At 70.8% G+C, this 18,919-nt stretch carries 17 protein-coding genes and 2 pseudogenes; 9 read left to right on the top strand and 10 right to left on the bottom strand.

Annotated elements, in window-relative coordinates:
• Positions 1 to 56: 56 nt before the first annotated feature.
• Positions 57 to 194: pseudogene (locus tag ABZZ20_RS04140) on the top strand (nuclear transport factor 2 family protein); the annotation flags it as partial.
• Here the strand turns inward: ABZZ20_RS04140 and ABZZ20_RS04145 are convergent.
• The gene (locus ABZZ20_RS04145; RefSeq protein WP_356866510.1) at positions 185 to 1,354 is read right to left on the bottom strand and encodes a serine hydrolase domain-containing protein; all 1,170 of its coding nucleotides are present in this window, start codon (positions 1,352 to 1,354) and stop codon (positions 185 to 187) included. The pseudogene ABZZ20_RS04140 and the gene ABZZ20_RS04145 overlap by 10 nt on opposite strands.
• A gap of 145 nt (positions 1,355 to 1,499) precedes the next feature.
• Here ABZZ20_RS04145 and ABZZ20_RS04150 point away from each other — a divergent pair, with 145 nt between their 5' ends.
• Complete coding sequence (locus tag ABZZ20_RS04150; RefSeq protein WP_356866512.1) at positions 1,500 to 2,120, top strand: hypothetical protein; 621 nt, start codon at positions 1,500 to 1,502, stop codon at positions 2,118 to 2,120.
• A gap of 218 nt (positions 2,121 to 2,338) precedes the next feature.
• Here ABZZ20_RS04150 and ABZZ20_RS04155 read toward each other — a convergent pair.
• The 3 genes and pseudogenes from ABZZ20_RS04155 to ABZZ20_RS04165 form a co-directional block, all read right to left on the bottom strand.
• A pseudogene (locus ABZZ20_RS04155) lies at positions 2,339 to 3,554 on the bottom strand (extracellular solute-binding protein).
• Between the two features lie 420 nt (positions 3,555 to 3,974).
• Positions 3,975 to 4,592 (bottom strand): SMI1/KNR4 family protein, encoded by a 618-nt coding sequence (locus tag ABZZ20_RS04160; RefSeq protein ID WP_356866513.1) that lies wholly within the window; start codon positions 4,590 to 4,592, stop codon positions 3,975 to 3,977.
• A gap of 59 nt (positions 4,593 to 4,651) precedes the next feature.
• A complete protein-coding gene (locus ABZZ20_RS04165; RefSeq protein ID WP_356866515.1) occupies positions 4,652 to 5,038 on the bottom strand; it encodes a DUF192 domain-containing protein in 387 nt (128 codons plus the stop codon).
• A 71-nt stretch (positions 5,039 to 5,109) separates the two neighbouring features.
• On the opposite strand from ABZZ20_RS04165, the gene ABZZ20_RS04170 reads away from it, so the two are divergent.
• The gene (locus tag ABZZ20_RS04170) at positions 5,110 to 5,889 is read left to right on the top strand and encodes an A24 family peptidase (protein WP_356866517.1); all 780 of its coding nucleotides are present in this window, start codon (positions 5,110 to 5,112) and stop codon (positions 5,887 to 5,889) included.
• A gap of 132 nt (positions 5,890 to 6,021) precedes the next feature.
• Here ABZZ20_RS04170 and mgrA read toward each other — a convergent pair whose 3' ends face one another.
• The gene (mgrA, locus tag ABZZ20_RS04175) at positions 6,022 to 7,059 is read right to left on the bottom strand and encodes an L-glyceraldehyde 3-phosphate reductase (protein ID WP_356866519.1); all 1,038 of its coding nucleotides are present in this window, start codon (positions 7,057 to 7,059) and stop codon (positions 6,022 to 6,024) included.
• A 128-nt stretch (positions 7,060 to 7,187) separates the two neighbouring features.
• On the opposite strand from mgrA, the gene ABZZ20_RS04180 reads away from it, so the two are divergent.
• From ABZZ20_RS04180 to ABZZ20_RS04200, 5 genes are all read left to right on the top strand, one after another.
• Positions 7,188 to 7,949 (top strand): isoprenyl transferase, encoded by a 762-nt coding sequence (locus ABZZ20_RS04180; protein WP_356866521.1) that lies wholly within the window; start codon positions 7,188 to 7,190, stop codon positions 7,947 to 7,949.
• A gap of 457 nt (positions 7,950 to 8,406) precedes the next feature.
• A complete protein-coding gene (locus ABZZ20_RS04185) occupies positions 8,407 to 9,723 on the top strand; it encodes a PhoH family protein (RefSeq protein WP_356866523.1) in 1,317 nt (438 codons plus the stop codon).
• 410 nt (positions 9,724 to 10,133) lie between these two features.
• Entirely contained in the window at positions 10,134 to 10,850 is a 717-nt protein-coding gene (locus tag ABZZ20_RS04190; RefSeq protein WP_356867205.1) for a transglycosylase SLT domain-containing protein, read from the top strand.
• A gap of 102 nt (positions 10,851 to 10,952) precedes the next feature.
• Positions 10,953 to 12,359, top strand: a complete 1,407-nt coding sequence (locus ABZZ20_RS04195) for an AI-2E family transporter (RefSeq protein WP_356866525.1) — start codon at positions 10,953 to 10,955, stop codon at positions 12,357 to 12,359.
• Positions 12,343 to 13,029: a hypothetical protein gene (locus tag ABZZ20_RS04200; protein WP_356866527.1), complete on the top strand. Its 687-nt coding sequence runs from the start codon at positions 12,343 to 12,345 to the stop codon at positions 13,027 to 13,029. Before ABZZ20_RS04195 ends, ABZZ20_RS04200 begins: the two co-directional genes overlap by 17 nt.
• A 74-nt stretch (positions 13,030 to 13,103) precedes the next feature.
• On the opposite strand, the gene ABZZ20_RS04205 is transcribed toward ABZZ20_RS04200, so the two are convergent.
• The gene (locus tag ABZZ20_RS04205) at positions 13,104 to 13,640 is read right to left on the bottom strand and encodes an alkyl hydroperoxide reductase (RefSeq protein WP_053786237.1); all 537 of its coding nucleotides are present in this window, start codon (positions 13,638 to 13,640) and stop codon (positions 13,104 to 13,106) included.
• Between the two features lie 3 nt (positions 13,641 to 13,643).
• Complete coding sequence (locus tag ABZZ20_RS04210; RefSeq protein ID WP_356866529.1) at positions 13,644 to 14,198, bottom strand: peroxiredoxin; 555 nt, start codon at positions 14,196 to 14,198, stop codon at positions 13,644 to 13,646.
• A gap of 135 nt (positions 14,199 to 14,333) precedes the next feature.
• Between ABZZ20_RS04210 and ABZZ20_RS04215 the strand changes: the two genes are divergently transcribed.
• Complete coding sequence (locus ABZZ20_RS04215) at positions 14,334 to 15,281, top strand: hydrogen peroxide-inducible genes activator (RefSeq protein ID WP_356866531.1); 948 nt, start codon at positions 14,334 to 14,336, stop codon at positions 15,279 to 15,281.
• 46 nt (positions 15,282 to 15,327) lie between these two features.
• Here ABZZ20_RS04215 and ABZZ20_RS04220 read toward each other — a convergent pair whose 3' ends face one another.
• From ABZZ20_RS04220 to ABZZ20_RS04230, 3 genes are read right to left on the bottom strand one after another with little or no spacing between them, the layout of a single operon-like run.
• Positions 15,328 to 17,661 (bottom strand): FtsX-like permease family protein, encoded by a 2,334-nt coding sequence (locus ABZZ20_RS04220; protein WP_356866533.1) that lies wholly within the window; start codon positions 17,659 to 17,661, stop codon positions 15,328 to 15,330.
• Positions 17,658 to 18,344, bottom strand: coding sequence for an ABC transporter ATP-binding protein (locus tag ABZZ20_RS04225; protein ID WP_356866535.1), 687 nt, complete (start codon positions 18,342 to 18,344; stop codon positions 17,658 to 17,660). The genes ABZZ20_RS04220 and ABZZ20_RS04225 overlap by 4 nt, the downstream gene beginning before the upstream one ends.
• Complete coding sequence (locus ABZZ20_RS04230; RefSeq protein ID WP_356866537.1) at positions 18,341 to 18,865, bottom strand: PadR family transcriptional regulator; 525 nt, start codon at positions 18,863 to 18,865, stop codon at positions 18,341 to 18,343. The genes ABZZ20_RS04225 and ABZZ20_RS04230 overlap by 4 nt, the downstream gene beginning before the upstream one ends.
• Between the last annotated feature and the right edge of the window lie 54 nt (positions 18,866 to 18,919).

An 18,919-nucleotide genomic window follows, 5' to 3' on the forward strand; every position in this document is an offset into this window, starting at 1 on the left:
CCGGGCTCTTGCGTCGGACCCCGCTCCGGTGTCGTCCTCCGGCGGGCGCGCGGATGGTCGAGTCGGAGTCGGACGGCGGTTGCGCCCTCGTCGTCAGCTACCGCAACGGCACGTGGGGCGAGATGCGCACCGCATGGAGGTTCAGCGTGACCGGAGACGGCCGCATCAGCCGCTTCGAAACCGGTCAGGCCTGAGCCGCCGGCTCCCGCGCCGCCGCCCCCAGGACCGCCGCCGCCAGGCGGTCGTTCTCCGGGGCGGCCCCGCCCGGGAAGCCGAACCGGCGGCGCGTGTACCCGTACGCGATCCCGGTCGCCGGGTCGGCCCAGCCCAGGCCGCCCGCCGCGCCGCAGTGCCCGAAGGCCTGCGGGCCGACCGCGGGTTGCCGTTCGAAGCCCAGGCCGAAGTGGTCCGCCAACGGGGTCACCCGGTCGTCGCCGGGGGTGTGGAGCCGCGCGAACTCGGCCGCGGTCTTCGGCGCCAGCAGCGGGGCCCGGCCGCCGAGGCCGCTGATCGCCGCCGCGTACATCCCCGCGACACCGCGCGCCGTGCCGATGCCGCCGGCCGAGGCCGGGCCCATCGCCTTCACCTTCGGGTGGTTGGCGAAGGCCACGAGGTCCATCGGCGGCTCCCGGTGTGCGTTGAAGGCGACCGGCAGCAGCTCGGGCATCACCCGGTCGTCCGCCGCTTGGGCCGCCAGCTGATCGGGCGTGGGGAGCATGTCCAGGACCGGCTTCCAGCGGTCCTCCAGCGCCTGTGGCAGGCCCATGTACAGGTCGAGGCCGTGCGGTGCGCGGATGCGCTCCTCGAATACCTCCTGGAGGGACCTGCCCGTGGCCCGCCGCACCAGCTCGCCGATCAGCGCGCCGATCACGAAGGCGTGGTAGCCGTACGCGGTCCCGGGCTCCCAGTACGGCTTCTGCGCGGCCAGCCGCGCCGCGACCAGCGCGTCGTCCGCGATCTCCTCGTAGTCGAAGCCCTCCGGGGTGTTGAGCAGCCCGGACCGGTGCGAGACCAGCTCGCGCACCGTCAGCCGTTCCTTGCCGTCGCCGGTGAACTCGGGCCAGTACGCCGACACCGGGCGTTCCAGCTCCAGTACGCCGTCCTGGACGAGCAGTGCCACCACCAGGTGCGCCCCGCCCTTGGTGATCGAGTAGACCCCCGTCAGGGTGTCGGCGTCGGTGTCCGCACCGGCCCACAGGTCGACCACGCGGCGGTCGCCCCGGTACACCACCAACTGCGCCTCGGGGGAGTGCGCCTCGGCTGCGACGAAGGCCTCGAACTCATCCCGCACGGGCTCCCAACCTGCGGCGACCGTGCCGTTGACACTCGCGTCCGCTCGCGCGCTCACACCCATCGGGACCCCCTGTTGTCGCTGCGTTTCCTCGCTCCGCCCCGGTGAACTGAAGGCGATCAAGAGATATTCCGGCACGCCGATCCCGTACGGGTGAAAGCCCGCCCGGCCTCGTTCCAGCCCGCCGGAAGCCCCCGTTGGACCGGACATGAAGCGCACCCGCATCGCCGTTCTCGCCCTCGCCACCGCCGCGGCGGCCCTCGCCCCCCTCCTCGGCCAGGCCGCCACCGCCGCGGAGGGCACCTACCTACAGGACCCCTCCGGCGGTGAGAAGGCGATGAAGTCGCAGTGGACCAAGGACGAGATGCACAAGGTGGAGGGCCAGTTCCGCCTCTACCCCGGCATCCAGTACAAGACGGTGGCCCGCCCCGGTCCTTCGGGCGCCCCCGACTACGAGCGGCGGGTCGCCGACCCCAAGTCCCTCGCCTGGCAGCCGGCGTTCGACTTCGCGTGGGCGGTGTCGGACTCGACGGTGGTGAAGAAGGCCCTGACGACCAAGGAGGGCAAGCACCCCATCGTCGTGCACGCAGTCCTGCGCTCCGCGGGCCACGGCAAGGCGCTGGAGGTGCACCAGGAGCTGACGGACCAGCCGGCGACCGGGCGCGCCAGGGTCCCGGGAGGCAAGCGGATCGCCTGCGACACGGGCGAGTACACGGTGGAGTGGTCGGTCACGCGCTCGGGCTACGGGACGCTCACGGGCACGCTGCGCTGGGACTCCAGCTGCGAGCAGTACCGGACGGCCTTCTCGACGGAGAACGGCAAGGCTTGACCCGACCAGACACGACCCGGAGTCCGCCCCGGAATGAACGGGGGAGCGGGACGCGGGGAGTGGGACGGCGGGGAGCGGAGGGGCCGGCCGCCCCGCGCACCTTGTGGGCGCTCGGCGGGCGACTGGGCCGCGGCCTTGGATCAAGGGCCGTAGCAGCCATTATGCCGCACGGGGTGGGGTGCGGCAGGGGGCGAAAGTCCCTTTTCGGACGGGACGTTTCAGTGCTTTCTGCTGGCCTCGTTCGCCTTGGTGGCGATGTCTTCGAGGACGGCCTTCGCGTCGCCGTTCGCTTCCACGGCACGGCCGATGTTGCGCTTGATGATGTCGCTGACCGTCACCCACGACGGGTCGTTCACCGGGTACAGCTGGGCGCCGCGCAGGGCGGTGAGGAACTGCTCGTCGTTCCGGTCGATCCCACCGCCGGACGGGTTGCGGGAGGCGGAGACGGTCGAGGGGAGCAGGTGGTAGCGGTTCGCGAAGTCCGACAGGCTCTTGTCCTGGTAGACGAAGTCCAGGAACGCGCCGATCTGCTCCCGCTTGCCGTGCTGTTTGAACGCCATCATCCAGTCGGCGACGCCCACGGTCGGCGGCACCTCCCCGGACCCGATGGTGTCCGAAACCGGCATGGCCACGGTGCCCACGCCGATGCCCTTGGCACGCGCCTCGTGGGCGAGCGAGGGATAGCCGTTGAGCATGCCGACCTCGCCCCGCACGAAGGCGGCGAACGCGTCGGCGCGGTTGAGCCGGGACGGGCCCGGTCAGCCCGGGGGTGACGAGGTTGTCCTTGATCCAGCGGAAGGTCTGGACGTTCTGGTCGGAGGCCAGGTCGTAGTTGCCGCTGTTGTCGGCATAGCCGCCGCCGTTGCTCAACTCCCAGATCATCGCTTCGGCGTGCGCCTCCTCCGGCCCCAGGGGCATGGCGTACGGGAACTTCACACCCTTGTCCTTGAGCGCCTTGGCTGCGGACTTCAGATCGGACCAGGTCTTGGGGGCGCTGACGCCCGCCTGCTTGAACAGTCCTTCGTTGTAGAAGAGGAGACGGCTGCTCGCCACCCAGGGCAGGCCGTAGAGGGTGCTGCCGACGGAGCCGGCCTCGGCGAGCGGCTGGAGGAAGTTCGCCTCGGCGTTGACCGAGAGGAGCTCGTCCGCGGAATAGAGCTCGCCCCGGGCCGCGAAGTCGGAGTACGAGCCCATGAGGGCGATGTCCGGCGGGTTTCCAGCCTTGACCATACGAGAGACCTCGCGGTCGATGTCCGTCCACGGCAGGAGTTGGACCTGGACCCTGATGTCGGGGTTGGCGCGGGTGAATTCGGCCGTCACCTCGTCCCAGAAGGCTTTGGAACTGGTGGCCTGGCTGTCGCCGTATTCCGCCGCGACCAGGCGCAGCGTGCCCCTGTCACCTGTGTCGTTGACGGAGCCGCCGCATCCGGCCAGCGGGATCAGCAGGCCGAGCACGACCGCGGTCGCGGCCGTGCCGGAGATTCTTCGTTGCACGGTGGTATTCCCCTGAATTTCTTTTGAGTCCCGTTACTGCTTATGAGTTGCTCCGGGCCGGGCCGGGCAGGGCCGGGGCGTCCGTCCGTGGCCCGTTGGCCGGAATTCTCTCCTGTGGCGGGGCAGTTGATCCCATTGGCTCAGCACTTGTGGTCAATGCTCCAAGTGCGGCTTTTCCAGATGGTGTTTTCCGATATGTGGTCAACAAATCGGACGCGCGTAGACATGCCGAAACGCCCGGTTCCGGCCGATCGGGGTCGGGGAACGGGATGACGGGTGCGGATCAGGCGGGGCGGGCCGGGCGGGCCGGTCGGGTCGAACAGACAGGGCGGGCCGGGTGAGCCCGCTGGAGCGGGCGGCTCAGTCGGCGAACTCGCCCGCGTACGGGTCGGGCTCGCCCGTCTCCGGATTGCGGCCCTCCTGCCAGCGGCGCTGGGCCTTGCGCCAGTGCACGAAGCTGAGGTGCCCGCCGTCCCAGAAGGTGATGCTGACCGGGCTGACGTCGAACTCGTCGGAGCAGAGCCGGTAGAGGAATTCGGCCATGCCGTACGGATGGACGGCGAAGGGGTCGGAGGTGTGGCGGCCTATCACCAGGACGGGCCAGCGGTCCGGATCGGGGTCGGTGGTGAGCCAGCAGAGGATGTCGGACCCGCCGGTGACGCCCCACGCGATGACCGACTCGGGGTCCACGTCGAAGGCGGCCCGGCCGCCCTCCGCCTCCCAGAGTTGGCGGGCGTTGTCGGTCTCCTCGGCCATCGTGGCCGGGTCCCACTGGAGTCCGGGCTTGGGCAGCGGCAGCAGGATGCTGGCCTCGCCATTGATGGAGCCGGCGCCGAAACGGCCCATGAACGCGATGAAGTCGGCCGGGAAGCGGGTGTTCCATGCGGCCTCGGCCGCAGGCCAGTCGATGTCCTCGTCGGCGCCGTGCGTCGCCGGCATGATCTGCTCCAGCGCCTTGATCCGCGCGTTCTCCGTCATGCCGCTCCCCTGAGACCCCAGCTCAACCGCCCCAACCTACCGCCGGGGCCGCGCGTGACCTAGCGACAGTTGAGACGCTCCGGTCCGTCGATGCTCACCTGTGACCCGACCCGCAGACCCCATGCGGCCATGGACCCGGCCCCGGCCTCCAGGACGTGCCGGGAGCGCAGCCGGGGCAGTCCCAGCCGCCCGGGCGGCATGGTGGTCAGGGCAATGACCCGCAGGCGGCGGTCCAGGTACGCCACGTCGATCGCGAACCGCATCCGGAAGGTGTGCACGCTCCCGGCCGGAGTGAGGAGCAGGGCGCCGTCGATCCGGTCCCGCCCGAGCAGGCCGCGGGTCCGGGCCCGGTAGGAGGCCGCGATCTCCAGGGGGACGGGCTCGTGGTCCGTGTCGAGGCGGAGCAGGGCCCCGCCGTCCTTCCACCGCCGCCGCGTGACCGTCATGGCCGCCAGGGTAGGGGTGGTTGGGCCCCCGGGCCCATGCCGGCGGCGGCGTCTGCGCCTACCGTCGGCGGATGGGCCTGGTCGTGATCATCCTTGCCGCCGCGTACGGCGCGGCCACCGGGCTGTTGCTGCCGCGGGCCGCATACCGACTTTCGGTCGAGCCGGGCGAGCCCTGGCGGGACCGCTGCCCCGAGGGCCACGCGATCCCCGGCTGGCTGGGCCCGTCCCGCTGCCGGCTCCCTGCGGGTGCCCCGCCGTCCCCGGGGACGGCGGGGACGCCGGCGGCGGGGGCGGCGGGGCGGCATGCGTACGGCCCCGGCGCGGTCGGGGCCGCCGCGGTCGCCGGTGGGGTGTGCGGGGTTCTCGGTTGGGCCGTCGGGGGGCGGCCCGAGACGGTGGTGTTCGTCGGGGTGGCGCCGCTGCTCGTGTTGCTGGCGCTCGTCGACCTGGCCGTGCACCGGCTGCCCGACGTGCTCACCCTGCCCCTGGCGGCCGGCATGGCCGCCGCGCTCGGTGGGGTCGCCCTCCTGCCCGGCTCCGCCGGGTCCTGGCGGCTCGCGCTGCTTGGCGGGGGCGCGCTCGGCGCTGCGTACCTGGTGCTCTTCCTGATCAATCCCGCCGGCATGGGGTTCGGCGACGTCAAGCTGGCGCTCGCGCTCGGGGTCGCCCTTGGGTGGTACGGGTGGGGGGTATGGGCCGCCGGGGCCTTCCTCGGCTTCCTCTTCGGCGCCCTGTACGGCCTGACCCTGGTGCTCCGGGGCTCCGGAGGAGGCGGGAAGGCGTTCCCCTTCGGTCCGTTCATGGTCGCCGGAGCCCTCACCGGAGTGCTGCTGGGTGGTTTCGGAGCGTAATCATCTTGCGCCAATGCACGCATCACGCTTTACGAAGGGTTATGGTGGAACCCCCCCCTCGGGCCGGTCCGTATCCCCCCCCACGGACCGGCCCGTTTTTTGTTTTCCGGAGCTGTCGGGCAAAAGCGCAGGTCAGCCCCGCTGGGCCCAGATGTTGGTGCCGGGGGTGGAAACGGCGAAGGAGTCGATCTCCTTCAGCTCCTGTTCCGAGAGCGGCGCGCCGGCCAGAGCCGCCACGTTCTCCTCCAGCTGGGACACGCTCGAAGCACCGATCAGTGCGGAGGTCATCCGCTCGTCGCGGAGCACCCAGCTCAGCGCCAGCTGCGCCAGCGACTGCCCGCGCCGCGCGGCGATCTCGTTCAACCCGGTCAGGCGTCGGAGCACCTCGTCCGACAGCAGGTCCGGGTCGAGGGACTTGCCCTGGGTGGCCCGGGAGCCCTCGGGGATGCCCTTCAGGTACTTGCCGGTGAGCAGCCCCTGCGCGAGCGGCGCGAAGGAGATGCAGCCCATGCCGGCCTCCTCCAGGGTGTCCAGCAGCCCGTCCTCCTCCGTCCAGCGGTTGATCATGGAGTACGAGGGCTGGTGGATCAGCGGTCGCACCCCCATCTCGCGCAGGATCCCCGCCGCCTCGGCCGTCTGCTCTGCGGTGTACGAGGAGACGCCGACATAGAGCGCCTTGCCCTGCTGGACCGCGGACGCGAGCGCGCCCATGGTCTCCTCCAGCGGGGTCTCCGGGTCGAAGCGGTGCGAGTAGAAGATGTCGACGTAGTCCACGCCCATCCGCTTCAGCGAGGCGTCGAGCGAGCTCATCAGGTACTTGCGGCTACCCCACTCGCCGTACGGCCCCTCGTGCATGAAGTAGCCGGCCTTGGTGGAGAGGATCAGCTCGTCGCGGTAGGACGCGAAGTCCTGCGCGAAGATCTTGCCGAAGTTGAGTTCGGCCGAGCCGGGGGGCGGCCCGTAGTTGTTCGCCAGGTCGAAGTGGGTGACGCCGAGGTCGAAGGCCCGGCGCAGGATCGCCCGCTGGGACTCCAGTGACTTGTCGTCGCCGAAGTTGTGCCAGAGGCCGAGGGAGATCGCGGGGAGCTTGAGGCCGCTGCGGCCGGTGCGCCGGTACTCCATGGAGTCGTAGCGCGAGGGCTCTGCCCGATAGAGATTGTTATCAGTCACGTTGTCCTCCCTATCACGGACTTGTGACAGACCGAGTTGGGTACCCGATCCCGCCGCGCAGTAATGTGGCGGCCTCGGGGGAGGACCGCAATTTGCACGGGGGCTTTGCACGGAGGGGCTGGAAGATCGTGAAGCTGCGCGACCTGGTGTACAGGCTCTATGCACGCCGGGTGGAAGGCCGCCTCGACCACGACGCGTCGCCCAAGCACATCGGCGTGATCCTGGACGGGAACAGGCGCTGGGCGAAGGCGTCCGGAGGTACGACGGAACAGGGCCACCAGGCCGGGGCCGACAAGATCTCCGAGATGCTGGGCTGGTGCACCGAGACGGACGTCGAGGTCGTCACCCTGTGGATGCTGTCCACGGACAACCTGGACCGGCCGGAGGTCGAGCTCCGTCCGCTGCTCAACATCATCGAGAACACGGTCCGGGGCCTTGCCGCGGACGGCCGGTGGCGCATCCACCACGTCGGCAACCTCGACATCCTGCCCGGGCAGACGCAGTCCGTCCTGAAGGAGGCCGAGCAGGCCACGCATGACGTCGACGGGATACTCGTCAACGTCGCCGTCGGCTACGGCGGCCGCCAGGAGATCGCGGACGCGGTCCGCTCGCTGCTGCTGGAGCACGCGGAGAAGGGCACCTCCTTCGAGGAGCTCGCCGAGATCCTCGACATCGACCACATCGCCGAGCACCTCTACACGCGCGGCCAGCCCGACCCGGACCTGGTGATCCGCACCAGCGGCGAGCAGCGGCTGTCCGGGTTCATGCTGTGGCAGAGCGCGCACTCGGAGTACTACTTCTGCGAGGTCTTCTGGCCGGCCTTCCGCAAGGTCGACTTCCTGCGGGCGCTGCGCGACTACGCGGCACGCCACCGGCGCTACGGCACCTGACGACCGGGGCGCCTGACGCCCCCTCGGGCCCCCTCCGCCCCTCACCGCTCCCCCTCGGCCTCTTCCACCCCTCCCGAAACACCGTACGGCGATTTTCGGCACCTCTCGCGGCGCGCCCCGGACCTCCGGTGGCGCGCCGTCGCCGTGCCCCGCGCGCCCCTTCGGCACCACCCGTCCTCCCCGCAAGGCCTTCACTAGGGATTCACCGAGCGTCCGTCATATGCCATGGCATGGCTGGACCTGTTCGGGGAATATCCCTTTCAGGTCGATGCCCGATCCACGGGTGTCGAGTCTCAGCGGACGGCATGGGGTCGTCCGCCCGGGAGGCCCTTTGCACCAGGACGCACGTGCGGTTCGCACGGACGAAGTGGGAGGGCCGGAAATCGGCCCCGGCATGGGTGCCGATGACCGGTCCGGTCTTCATGGCCCGACCTCTTCCGAGGGGGTACGTCCTTCCGTGGTGACCAGCACAAAGCGCCGCCTGCCCGACAGGCGGACCTACGTCCTCGACACCAGCGTCCTGCTGGCAGACCCCAACGCGTTCTCCCGTTTCGACGAGCACGAGGTCGTGCTCCCGATCGTGGTGATCACTGAGCTGGAGGCGAAGAGGCACCATCCCGAACTCGGCTACTTCGCCCGTCAGGCCCTGCGCCTGCTCGACGACTTCCGGGTCCGCTACGGTCGCCTCGACGCTCCCATCCCACTGGGCGATCTGGGCGGCACCCTGCGTGTCGAGCTCAACCACTCCGACCCCGGTGTCCTGCCCGCCGGCTTCCGACTGGGGGACAACGACTCGCGGATCCTCGCCGTCGCCCGCAATCTCCAGGCCGAGGGCTATGACGTCACGGTCGTTTCGAAGGATCTCCCGCTGCGCATCAAGGCCTCCTCCGTGGGGCTGCTGGCCGAGGAGTACCGGGCGGAGCTCGCGATCACCGATGCCGGCTGGACCGGTATGAGCGAGCTCGTGCTCTCCGCGGAGCAGATCGACCTGCTCTACTCCGAGGAGCGGCTGTACGTACCGGAGGTCGCCGAACTGCCCGTGCACACGGGGCTCGTCCTGCAGTCCGAGCGGGGCAAGGCCCTGGGCCGGGTCACGGCGGACGGCAACGTGAGGCTCGTACGGGGTGACCGCGAGGCCTTCGGGCTGCACGGGCGCAGCGCCGAGCAGCGGATCGCCCTCGACCTGCTCCTCGACCCGGAGATCGGCATCATCTCGATGGGCGGCCGGGCCGGCACCGGAAAGTCGGCGCTGGCGCTGTGCGCGGGCCTGGAGGCGGTGCTGGAGCGCAGGCAGCACCAGAAGGTGATGGTCTTCCGGCCGCTGTACGCCGTCGGCGGCCAGGACCTCGGCTACCTGCCCGGGGACGCGTCCGAGAAGATGAGCCCTTGGGCGCAGGCGGTCTTCGACACCCTCTCGGCGGTGGCCGGCCGCGAGGTCATCGAAGAGGTGCTCAACCGCGGGATGCTGGAGGTCCTGCCGCTCACGCACATCCGTGGACGCTCGCTGCACGACGCCTTCGTGATCGTGGACGAGGCACAGTCGCTGGAGCGCAATGTCCTGCTGACCGTTCTGTCCCGAATCGGGGCCAATTCACGGGTCGTTCTGACCCACGATGTCGCCCAGCGGGACAACCTGCGGGTCGGCCGGTACGACGGAGTGGTAGCCGTCGTTGAGAAGCTGAAGGGCCATCCGCTCTTCGCCCACGTCACGCTCGCCCGCTCCGAGCGTTCGCCGATCGCCGCGCTGGTCACCGAGATGCTGGAGTCCCTGTAGGGATGAACGCCTCCGGGGCGAACCCGGCAAACGCCCCGTAAGGGAAAGAGAGTTGGCGCCGCCCGGCAAAGGCATCAGAGCCTAGTCGGGCGGCGTCGTGCTGCACAGGTCTTTGACGAAACCAACCGCAACATGCCTGGTGTGACCTTTCCCACGCATCGGAGAATTGCCTTGCGGTGTCGGGGTCCGGCAGAGTCTGTTTTCCGTCAGGCCCCGCATACGGCCACACCTGTACCTCTCGTGAGGTACGCGCAGCACCACAACTCCACAGTCGTTCGCCGTATGCCGCCCGAGCACCACGCGGCAACCTCCGCAAGGGAGTTGCCCACGGGCCAGCGCCTCCAGTGATCGCAGCAGTATGGAGGCCAGTATCGAGGGGCACTATTGCGCCCGCCCGGTCACTGCGGACGCTGCTGGAAGGACACCGTGTGAGCCGGATCTCGGTCCGGGGATTCGCTGTGGCTTCGGCCACGGCGGTCACCACCGTCGGCGCAGTCGTGGGCGTTGCCGCTGGCGACCCCGCCTCGAACGATCTCGAGACCACCGCGTCCGGGGCGACCCTCCTCACGGACATCCCGGTCGGCGAGCAGGCGCAGGTCCAGAACGCGTCCCTGACGCAGCAGGCCGACGCCATCGCCCAGGGTGCCGACGCCGATGCCAAGCGCTCGGCCGAGGAAGCCGCCCGCATCCAGGCCGCCGAGGACGCCAAGTCCAAGAAGGCCGAGGCGCAGAAGGCTGCCGACGAGAAGGCGAAGAAGGAGCGCGAGGAGAAGGAGCAGGTCGCCAGCCGCTCCGCGACCCGCAGCGCCGGCGACTTCGCCGTCCAGAGCTCCTACACGGTCGCCCAGGTCAAGGCCATCGCCCAGCAGATCGTCCCGGCGGGACAGTTCCAGTGCTTCTCGAACATCGTCGATGCTGAGTCCACCTGGAACTACAAGGCCGTGAACTCGTCCTCGGGCGCGTACGGTCTGGTCCAGGCGCTCCCGGGCTCGAAGATGTCCTCGGTCGCCGCCGACTGGCGCACCAACCCGGCCACCCAGATCCAGTGGGGCCTGAACTACATGAACAGCCGCTACGGCAGCCCGTGCAGCGCCTGGAGCTTCCACCAGGCCAACGACTGGTACTAGCCTCCGCTCAACTCCCAGGAGCCCCGCACCGTCCTACGGTGCGGGGCTCCTCGCGTGTACGGTCTTTCGAGGTGTGTCCACGCATGGGGGGAAAGGAACGACATGTCGAAGACGGCAGGCTGGCTCGGCCGGCTCGGGAACAGGCTGAACCGCATGGAGGCCCGGCTCAACGCGCGGCGTGCCGAGGTCGAGGCCGAGGCCATGGGCGCCCGTCCGGTCCCCGCTGCCGTCCCCGCCGCCGCTGCCGTCCCCGCCGGTGTCGGGAGCGGCGCGGACGCTTCGGTGTCCCCGACCCCCGGAGCCTTTGCGGCGCATCGGGAACACCTCGACCGTCCGGGCCCGCCCGGCCCGCGCGAGCGCCCCGATCCGGTGAGCGTCGTCCCGTGGGGCGTGCGGGTCGCCGCCGAGGTCAGCTGGCGGCTCCTGCTGCTCGCCGGGATGCTCTGGGTGCTGATGAAGGTGATCAGCGAAGTCCGCCTGGTCGTCCTCGCCTTCGCCGCCGCCCTGCTCGTCACCGCGCTGTTGCAGCCCTTCGTGGTCCGGCTGCGCCGCCTCGGCCTGCCGCGCGGGCTCGCCACCGCTGTCACCGCGATCCTCGGGTTCGTGGTCATCGGCCTGGTCGGCTGGTTCGTGGTCTGGCAGGTCATGGAGAACCTCGACGACCTCTCCGCCCGAGTCCGCGACGGCATCAACGAGCTCAAACTCTGGGCACTGGACAGTCCGTTCCACGTGACCGAGAAGCAGATCAACGACATCGCGAAGAACCTCAGCGAGACCATCGGCACCAACACAGAGCAGATCACCTCCGCCGGTCTGCAGGGCGTGACGGTGCTCGTCGAGGTGCTGACGGGCATCCTGCTCGCGATGTTCTCGACGCTGTTCCTGCTCTACGACGGCAAGCGCATCTGGGTCTGGGTGCTCGGCCTGGTCCCGGCCGCCGCCCGACCCGGCGTCGCGGGCGCCGGTCCGCGCGCCTGGCGCACGCTGACGGCGTACGTGCGCGGCACGGTGCTCGTCGCCCTGATCGACGCCATCTTCATCGGCCTCGGCATCTACTTCCTCAAGGTGCCGATGGCGGTGCCACTGGCCGTCTTCATCTTCCTCTTCGCGTTCATCCCGCTCGTCGGCGCCGTCATCTCGGGCGCCCTCGCGGTCGTCGTCGCCCTGGTGACCCAGGGGCCGTGGACCGCGCTGCTGGTGCTGGCCGTGGTGCTGGCCGTGCAGCAGATCGAGGGGCACGTGCTCCAGCCCTTCATCCTGGGCCGGGCGGTACGGGTGCATCCGCTCGCGGTGGTGCTCTCGGTGGCCGCGGGCGGCATGATCGCGGGCATCGGTGGTGCGGTCGTCGCCGTCCCGCTGGTCGCCGTCACCAACACGGTGGTGGGCTACCTGCGGGCCTACTCCCGGGACCAGCTGCTGTACGGCGCAGCCCCGATCGGGCCCGCTCCGCACGGGTCGACGGCGTTCGAAGAGACCGTTCGGGAGGCCGGGCGTGATCAGCGAGCCTGAACTCGAAGGGGAGTGGGAGGCCGGCCGACCTGCCGGGCCGGCGGAACCCGACGCCCCGCGCGAGCCGGTACGGGGGTTGCGTACGGCCTGGTTATGGGCCCTGGGCGGGGCCGTGCTGGCCTCGGCCGTCTGGGCGGGGCTCCTGGCGGTGCAGGACCGTTTCGCCGATGCGCCGCGGATCGCCTACCGGCAGACCGAAGACCTCTGCAAGGTGCCGCTGCCCGCGGTGTTCCGGTCCACGGCGGTGCTCGCCGAGGGCACTTCGCGCCACGGCGAGCACCCCGCGCTGGACTGGTCGTACTGCGCGCACGAGGCTTCGTACGTCGAGGGCCGTACGTCGTACGAGGTCCAGGTGGCGGTGCAGCTGCACAAGAAGACCGATCCCCGGCCCGAGTTCGGCGCGGGCCCGCCCAGCATCGGGGGCATCGGGGGCTTCGGGGACATGGCGGGCACGGGCGCCGCGAAGGAACAGGTCCCCGGGCTCGGTGAACGGGCGCTGCTGCACCGGTGGACCGGTGGCACGCGGCTCCAGGTGATCGACGGCGGCGCCGTCTTCACGCTCAGCGTCCACTGGTTCGGGGAGTCGAACGACAGCCGCCCGGACGAGGACGCCGTCCAGGCGGCGATGATCGAGGACATGCGCGCGCTGATGGCGGCCCTGCATACGTGATGCGGCACACGTGACGCGCCAGGCCCCCGCGGCCGGGAACGGCTGCGGGGGCCTGGAGTCCGTACGGGGAGGACCTACTCGGCGGCGAGGGCGGCCTCGGCGTCGAGGGTGACCGCGACGGCCTGGATCACCGAGGCGATCTTGAAGGCCTCCTGGATCGTCTCGCGGTCGACGCCGGCCTTGCGCAGGACCTGCTCGTGCGAGTCCAGGCACTGGCCGCAGCCGTTGATCGCGGAGACGGCGAGCGACCACAGCTCGAAGTCGACCTTCTCCACGCCCGGGTTGCCGATGACGTTCATCCGCAGGCCCGCCCGCAGCGTGCCGTACTCCGGGTCGGAGAGCAGGTGCCGGGTGCGGTAGAAGACGTTGTTCATCGCCATGACCGCGGCTGCGGACTTGGCGGCGGTGTACGCCTCCGGCGACAGGGCCGCCTTCGCCTCCGGCTCCAGCTCACGCAGCACGCGCGGGGAGCGCGCGGCGATCGCACAGGACAGGACCGTGCCCCACAGCTGCTGCTGCGGGAGGTCGCTGTTGCCGATAACCGAGCCGAGATTCAGCTTCAGGTCCTTGGCGAAGTCCGGTATCGCGGACTTGAGGGAGTCGAGCGACATCCGTCACTCACCGGCCAGCAGCGCGCCGGCGTCGAGGGTGTCCTCGCCCTTGGTCCAGTTGCAGGGGCACAGCTCGTCGGTCTGCAGGGCGTCGAGGACCCGCAGGACCTCCTTGGGGTTACGGCCCACGGAACCGGCGGTCACCATCGAGAACTGGATCTCGTTGTTCTGGTCGACGATGAAGACGGCGCGCTGCGCGAAGCCGTCCTCGCCCTGCACGCCACAGGCCTGCATGAGCTCGTGCTTGGAGTCGGCCAGCATCGGGAAGGGCAGGTCACGCAGGTCGGCGTGGTCCTTGCGCCAGGCGTGGTGGACGAACTCGGAGTCGCCGGAGACGCCGAGGACCTGGGCGTCGCGGTCCAGGAACTCGTCGTTCAGCTTGCCGAAGGCGGCGATCTCGGTCGGGCAGACGAAGGTGAAGTCCTTCGGCCAGAAGAACACCACGCGCCACTTGCCCTCGTAGGTCTTGTGGTCGATCTGGGCGAACTCGCTGCCGGCGTCGAGCGAGACACAAGCGGTCAGATCGTAGGCAGGGAACTTGTCACCGACAGTGAGCACGTGCTCTCCTTGCGGAAAGGAAAATAGCCCTTTTGGGGGTTTTCCGAGGGGGTTGGACGGATCTCACATGCTGACACAGCTGCATTGATTACGGAAATAGATAGTCTTGTGTTGGGTGATCGGAGGTGCCTATCAGTGGCTGTCGGTAATAGGGGAGCGAAGCAGGCGACGCTCGCGCAGCTGCGCGCGTTCGCGGCCGTCGCCGAGCACCTGCACTTCCGGGACGCCGCCGCGGCCATCGGAATGAGCCAGCCCGCGCTCTCCGGGGCCGTCTCCGCCCTGGAAGAGGCCCTCGGCGTGCAGCTGCTGGAGCGCACCACCCGCAAGGTGCTGCTGTCCCCGGCGGGTGAGCGGATCGCGGCCCGGGCCCGGGCGGTCCTCGACGCCATGGGCGCCCTGCTGGAGGAGGCCGAGGCGGTACGGGCCCCCTTCACCGGAATCCTGCGGCTCGGGGTCATCCCCACAGTGGCTCCGTACCTGCTTCCGACAGTGCTCGGGCTGTTCCACCGGCGCTATCCCCTGATGGACCTCCAGGTGCACGAGGAGCAGACGTCCTCGCTGCTGGAGGGGCTGGCCGGAGGGCGGCTCGACCTCCTGCTGCTCGCGGTGCCGCTCGGGGTCCCCGGGGTCACCGAACTGCCCGTCTTCGACGAGGACTTCGTACTCCTCGCCCCCCGGGAACATCCCCTCGCCGGCCGCCGCGACATCCCGCGCGAGGAACTGCGGGGCCTGCAACTCCTGTTGCTCGACGAGGGGCACTGCCTACGCGACCAGGCCCTGGACATCTGCCGCGAGGCGGGCCGGACCGACGGGGCGGACGTCACCACCACCGCGGCCGGACTGTCCACCCTCGTCCAACTGGTCGCCGGTGGACTGGGGGTGACGCTGTTGCCGCGCACCGCGCTGCGGTTGGAGACCGCCCGCAACGAGTACCTGGCCACCGGGTACTTCGCCGAGCCCGCCCCCTCGCGACGGATCGCGCTCGCCATGCGGACGGGCACGGCTCGCCAGCAGGAGTTCCGGGAGATCGCTGCCGCGCTGCGCGAAGCCGTACGCCCGCTCCCGGTCTGGCCCGCCGAGTAGGGCGGCCCGGCGGGAACGGGCGTACGGACGGCTGCGTGCCAGGGGCTCACTCCGTACGCAGGCCGTCCGGGCGCATCAGGCGCAGCAGCGGCGGCAGGCTGAGCAGGGTCACCAGGGCGACCACGCCCGCGCCGGCGGCGACCAGGGCGGCGACCGCGTACCAGTCGATGTGGACCGCCACGTCCGTCATCCGCATCAGCACCGAACCCAGCCCGACGCCGACGGCGGTGGCCAGCCCCAGGCCCAAGCCGATCGGCAGCGCCGTCTGCCACAGCACCGACATGCTCAGCGTGGAGCGCTTGGTACCGAAGGCGACCAGCGCCGACAGCAGCTTCTTACGCTCGCGCAACTGCTCCAGCTGCGAGACCAGCAGGCTCGCGCCGATCAGCACCAGCACCACGGCGGCCCCGATGAACAGGGCGGTGCGGATGGCCGTGAAGCGTTTGCTCTGCCGGACGTACTGGAGGGTCAGGGCCGTACCCGTCGGGTCGGCCCGGAAGGCGGCGGCCCGGGCCCACTCCAAGGCGTCCGGCACGTTCGGGTCGACCTGCGCGTGCACCTGCGACCATTCGGTCGCGCCCGTCGGCTTCGGCGCCGCGGCGGGGGTCACCAGCAGGCCGCCGTGTACGACGCCGACCGGGTCGCGCCGCCCGGCGGCGCTCTTCAGCCGGGCGGGAACGGTCCACGACCCGACGCCGGAAGCGTCGGACGGGTGCTGCACCGCCCCGACGAAGACCTTCCGTCCGGGCGCCGCGGTCTCGGGGTTCGCGCCGGGCAGGACGAAGACGTCCCCGTCCTCGCAGGAGTCGAAGAACGCGATCTCGCGCAGCGACTCGCAGGTGCCGATGGTGAGTTCGACGCCGGTGTTCGTCGGGGCGGGGACCGAGGGCGCGGCGCGCACCCCGGTCAGCCCCACGGCCCGGGTGACGCCCCGAGCACCCGCCATCTCCCGGGCGACGTCCTCGGCGGTGGGGTCGCCCGTCCCGGCGCGCAACTGGATCGAGAGGGAGGCCCGCGAGGGGTCCTCGCCCGTCTCCTGGAGGTACTTGTCCTCCACGCCCGCAAAGAGCATCTGCAGGGCGATCGCCCCGGCCACGGCGACCGCGATGCCGTTGACCAGCCGTGCCGCCGTGCCGCTGCTGACCTGGAGGCGGCGCACGGCGAGCTGCACCGACACCCTGCCACCCCTCAGCCGTCCCACGACCCGCTCCAGCACCCAGGGCAGGAGGGCGGTGATCCCGACGAGCAGGAGGACCACTCCGCCGGAGACCTGCCACTGGTTGAACCGGCCGCCGGAGTCGCCGCGGCCCGTCAGCGGCACCAGCGCGGCCAGTCCGGCCAGCGGCATCAGCAGCCGCCACGCCACGCGCCGTCGGCCGGGGGTGATGGTCCGTACGACGCCCAGCGGTTCGATGACCACGCCGCGCAGGGTGAACAGGGTCACGGCGACGGCGACGGCCGGGACGGCGAGCACGACGAGGGTGGCCAGCACGGGGGAGGGGTTGAGGTCGGCCGGGAAGATGCTGCGCTGCGAGACAGAGATGTCGCTGACGAACCGGCTGCCGATCAGGAAGAAGCCGGTCCCCAGGACGAGCCCGGCCAACGAGCCCGCCAGGGCCTCGCCCGCCGCGATCCGGCGTACCGCACGCCCGTCGGCGCCGACCAGCCGCAGGGCGGCCAGCCTGCGGTCGCGGCTGTCGCTGCCGAAGCGGACGGCCGCGGCGACGAACACGGCCACCGGGGTCAGCAGGGCGACGAAGGTCAGCACGACCAGCAGCATCAGGACGGGGGTGAGCGGCTCCTCCCCGAAGTCGTCGGCGAAGTCGGTGACCCGCTTGACGCGGGAGGCCGGGCTGCCGTCGGCGCCGTGGAGGTCGCCGCGACCTTGGTAGAAGTACAGCTCACCGGGGCCGGCCAGGCCCGCGTCGCCGATGATCGCGGTGACGGGGCCGCTCAGGCGCGCCCGCAGGGCCGCGCCGTCCTCGGACTTCAGCAGCGCGTCGAGGGCGGGGGAGACGGCCAGTTCACCGTCACCGGGGATCTTCTTCAGGCCGGGCGGCACGGGGGCGTCCGGCCCCTCGGCCTTGAGGAGCGCACCGAACACGCTCAGGTCGCGGAAGGTCTGCGAGCTGGGGGAGACGAGCAGGGTGTCCGCCGCCGGCTCGCGCGCCAGGTGCGAGCTCGCGGTGGAACGGGCGCTCCCGCGCTCCTCCCGGGCAGCCAGGGCGCTCGGCAGGGCGGCGGTGATCAGCAGCAGGGCGACGCCGAGGCCGACGCCCACGCCGGTGAGGAGGATGCGGGTCCAACCCTCGCGGCCACCGGCGAGGGCGAACCGGGCGCCCATGGACAGGTCGCGCCCCCACACCCGGATCCTGCTCATGCGATGCGCTCCATGTCGCGGGACCTGCCGTCGCGTACGACGATCTCGCGGTCGGAGTACGCGGCCACCCGGGTCTCGTGCGTGACCAGGACGACGGCGGCATCGGCGGAGCGGGCGGCCTCGGTCAGCAGCTGCATCACCAGCTCGCCGTTGAGGGAGTCCAGGGCGCCGGTGGGTTCGTCGGCGAAGATCACTCGGGGGCCGGTGACCAGGGCGCGGGCGACGGCGACGCGCTGGCCCTGACCGCCGCTGACCTCGCCGGGGCGCTTGTGGCCCACTTCCTCGACCTCGAGCTGCTCCATCCAGTGCAGGGCGGTCCGTTCGGCCTCCCTCCGCTTCACCCCGTTCAGGCGGAGCGGGAGGGCGACGTTCTCCACGCAGCTCAGCTCGGGGACGAGCTGGCCGAACTGGAAGACGAAGCCGAACTCGCTGCGGCGCAGCGCGCTGCGCTCGGCGTCGTTCATGGCGGACAGCTCGCGGCCCGCGTACGTGATGGTGCCGGAGTCGGGCGGGACGATCCCGGCGAGGCAGTGGAGCAGGGTCGACTTGCCGGAGCCGGACGGGCCCATGATGGCGACGACCTCACCGGGGTGGATGGAGAACTCCGCGCCGTCGAGGGCCTTCGTGGGGCCGTACGTCTTGCGGAGGTCCGTGGCCGAGAGCAGGGCGGCGGCTGGGGTCATCGGCGTACCTCCTGGGCGAGTTGGTCGAGGCGTGCGGCGGCGAGCTCCAGCCACCGCAGGTCCGCTTCCAGGTGGAAGAGGGCGTGGTCGCACACGAGTTGGTCGGCGAGGTCGCCGTTGCGCTTGCGCTGCGTCAGGACGCGCATGAGCCGCAGGTGTTCGGCCCGCTGGCTGTCCAGCAGGTCGGCCGCGCTGCGGCCGGTGAGCAGGGCGAGGACGACCTTGGTGTAGAGGGTCGAGTGGAGGTAGGGCTCGGGCTTCTCGGGCTGGGCGAGCCAGGCGTCGACGTCGGTGATGCCGGCGTCGGTGATGGTGTACCGCTTGCGGTCCGGTCCGGAGCCGCTCTCCATTCCCTCGACCTCGACGAGGCCGTTCTTCAGGAGGCGGGACATGGTCGAGTAGACCTGCCCGTAGGCGAGGGGGCGGTCGTGGCCGAACTTCTCGTCGAAAGCGCGCTTGAGGTCGTAACCGTGGCGCGGGCCGGCCTCCAGGAGGCCGAGCAGCGTGTGACCGATGGACATGCACCGGACTATACACACGGTGTATACGCTCCATGTATACATCCGGTGCACAGC

The organism is Streptomyces sp. NPDC006430, assembly GCF_040612395.1.
GTDB lineage: Bacteria > Actinomycetota > Actinomycetes > Streptomycetales > Streptomycetaceae > Streptomyces.

Bases quoted from the DNA above. Each gene is read 5' to 3' on its own strand.
- ABZZ20_RS04145 (WP_356866510.1), bottom strand. From the start codon at position 1,354: ATGGGTGTGAGCGCGCGAGCGGACGCGAGTGTCAACGGCACGGTCGCC.
- ABZZ20_RS04150 (WP_356866512.1), top strand. From the start codon at position 1,500: ATGAAGCGCACCCGCATCGCCGTTCTCGCCCTCGCCACCGCCGCGGCG.
- ABZZ20_RS04160 (WP_356866513.1), bottom strand. From the start codon at position 4,592: ATGACGGAGAACGCGCGGATCAAGGCGCTGGAGCAGATCATGCCGGCG.
- ABZZ20_RS04165 (WP_356866515.1), bottom strand. From the start codon at position 5,038: ATGACGGTCACGCGGCGGCGGTGGAAGGACGGCGGGGCCCTGCTCCGC.
- ABZZ20_RS04170 (WP_356866517.1), top strand. From the start codon at position 5,110: ATGGGCCTGGTCGTGATCATCCTTGCCGCCGCGTACGGCGCGGCCACC.
- ABZZ20_RS04195 (WP_356866525.1), top strand. From the start codon at position 10,953: ATGTCGAAGACGGCAGGCTGGCTCGGCCGGCTCGGGAACAGGCTGAAC.
- ABZZ20_RS04205 (WP_053786237.1), bottom strand. From the start codon at position 13,640: ATGTCGCTCGACTCCCTCAAGTCCGCGATACCGGACTTCGCCAAGGAC.
- ABZZ20_RS04220 (WP_356866533.1), bottom strand. From the start codon at position 17,661: ATGAGCAGGATCCGGGTGTGGGGGCGCGACCTGTCCATGGGCGCCCGG.
- ABZZ20_RS04225 (WP_356866535.1), bottom strand. From the start codon at position 18,344: ATGACCCCAGCCGCCGCCCTGCTCTCGGCCACGGACCTCCGCAAGACG.
- ABZZ20_RS04230 (WP_356866537.1), bottom strand. From the start codon at position 18,865: ATGTCCATCGGTCACACGCTGCTCGGCCTCCTGGAGGCCGGCCCGCGC.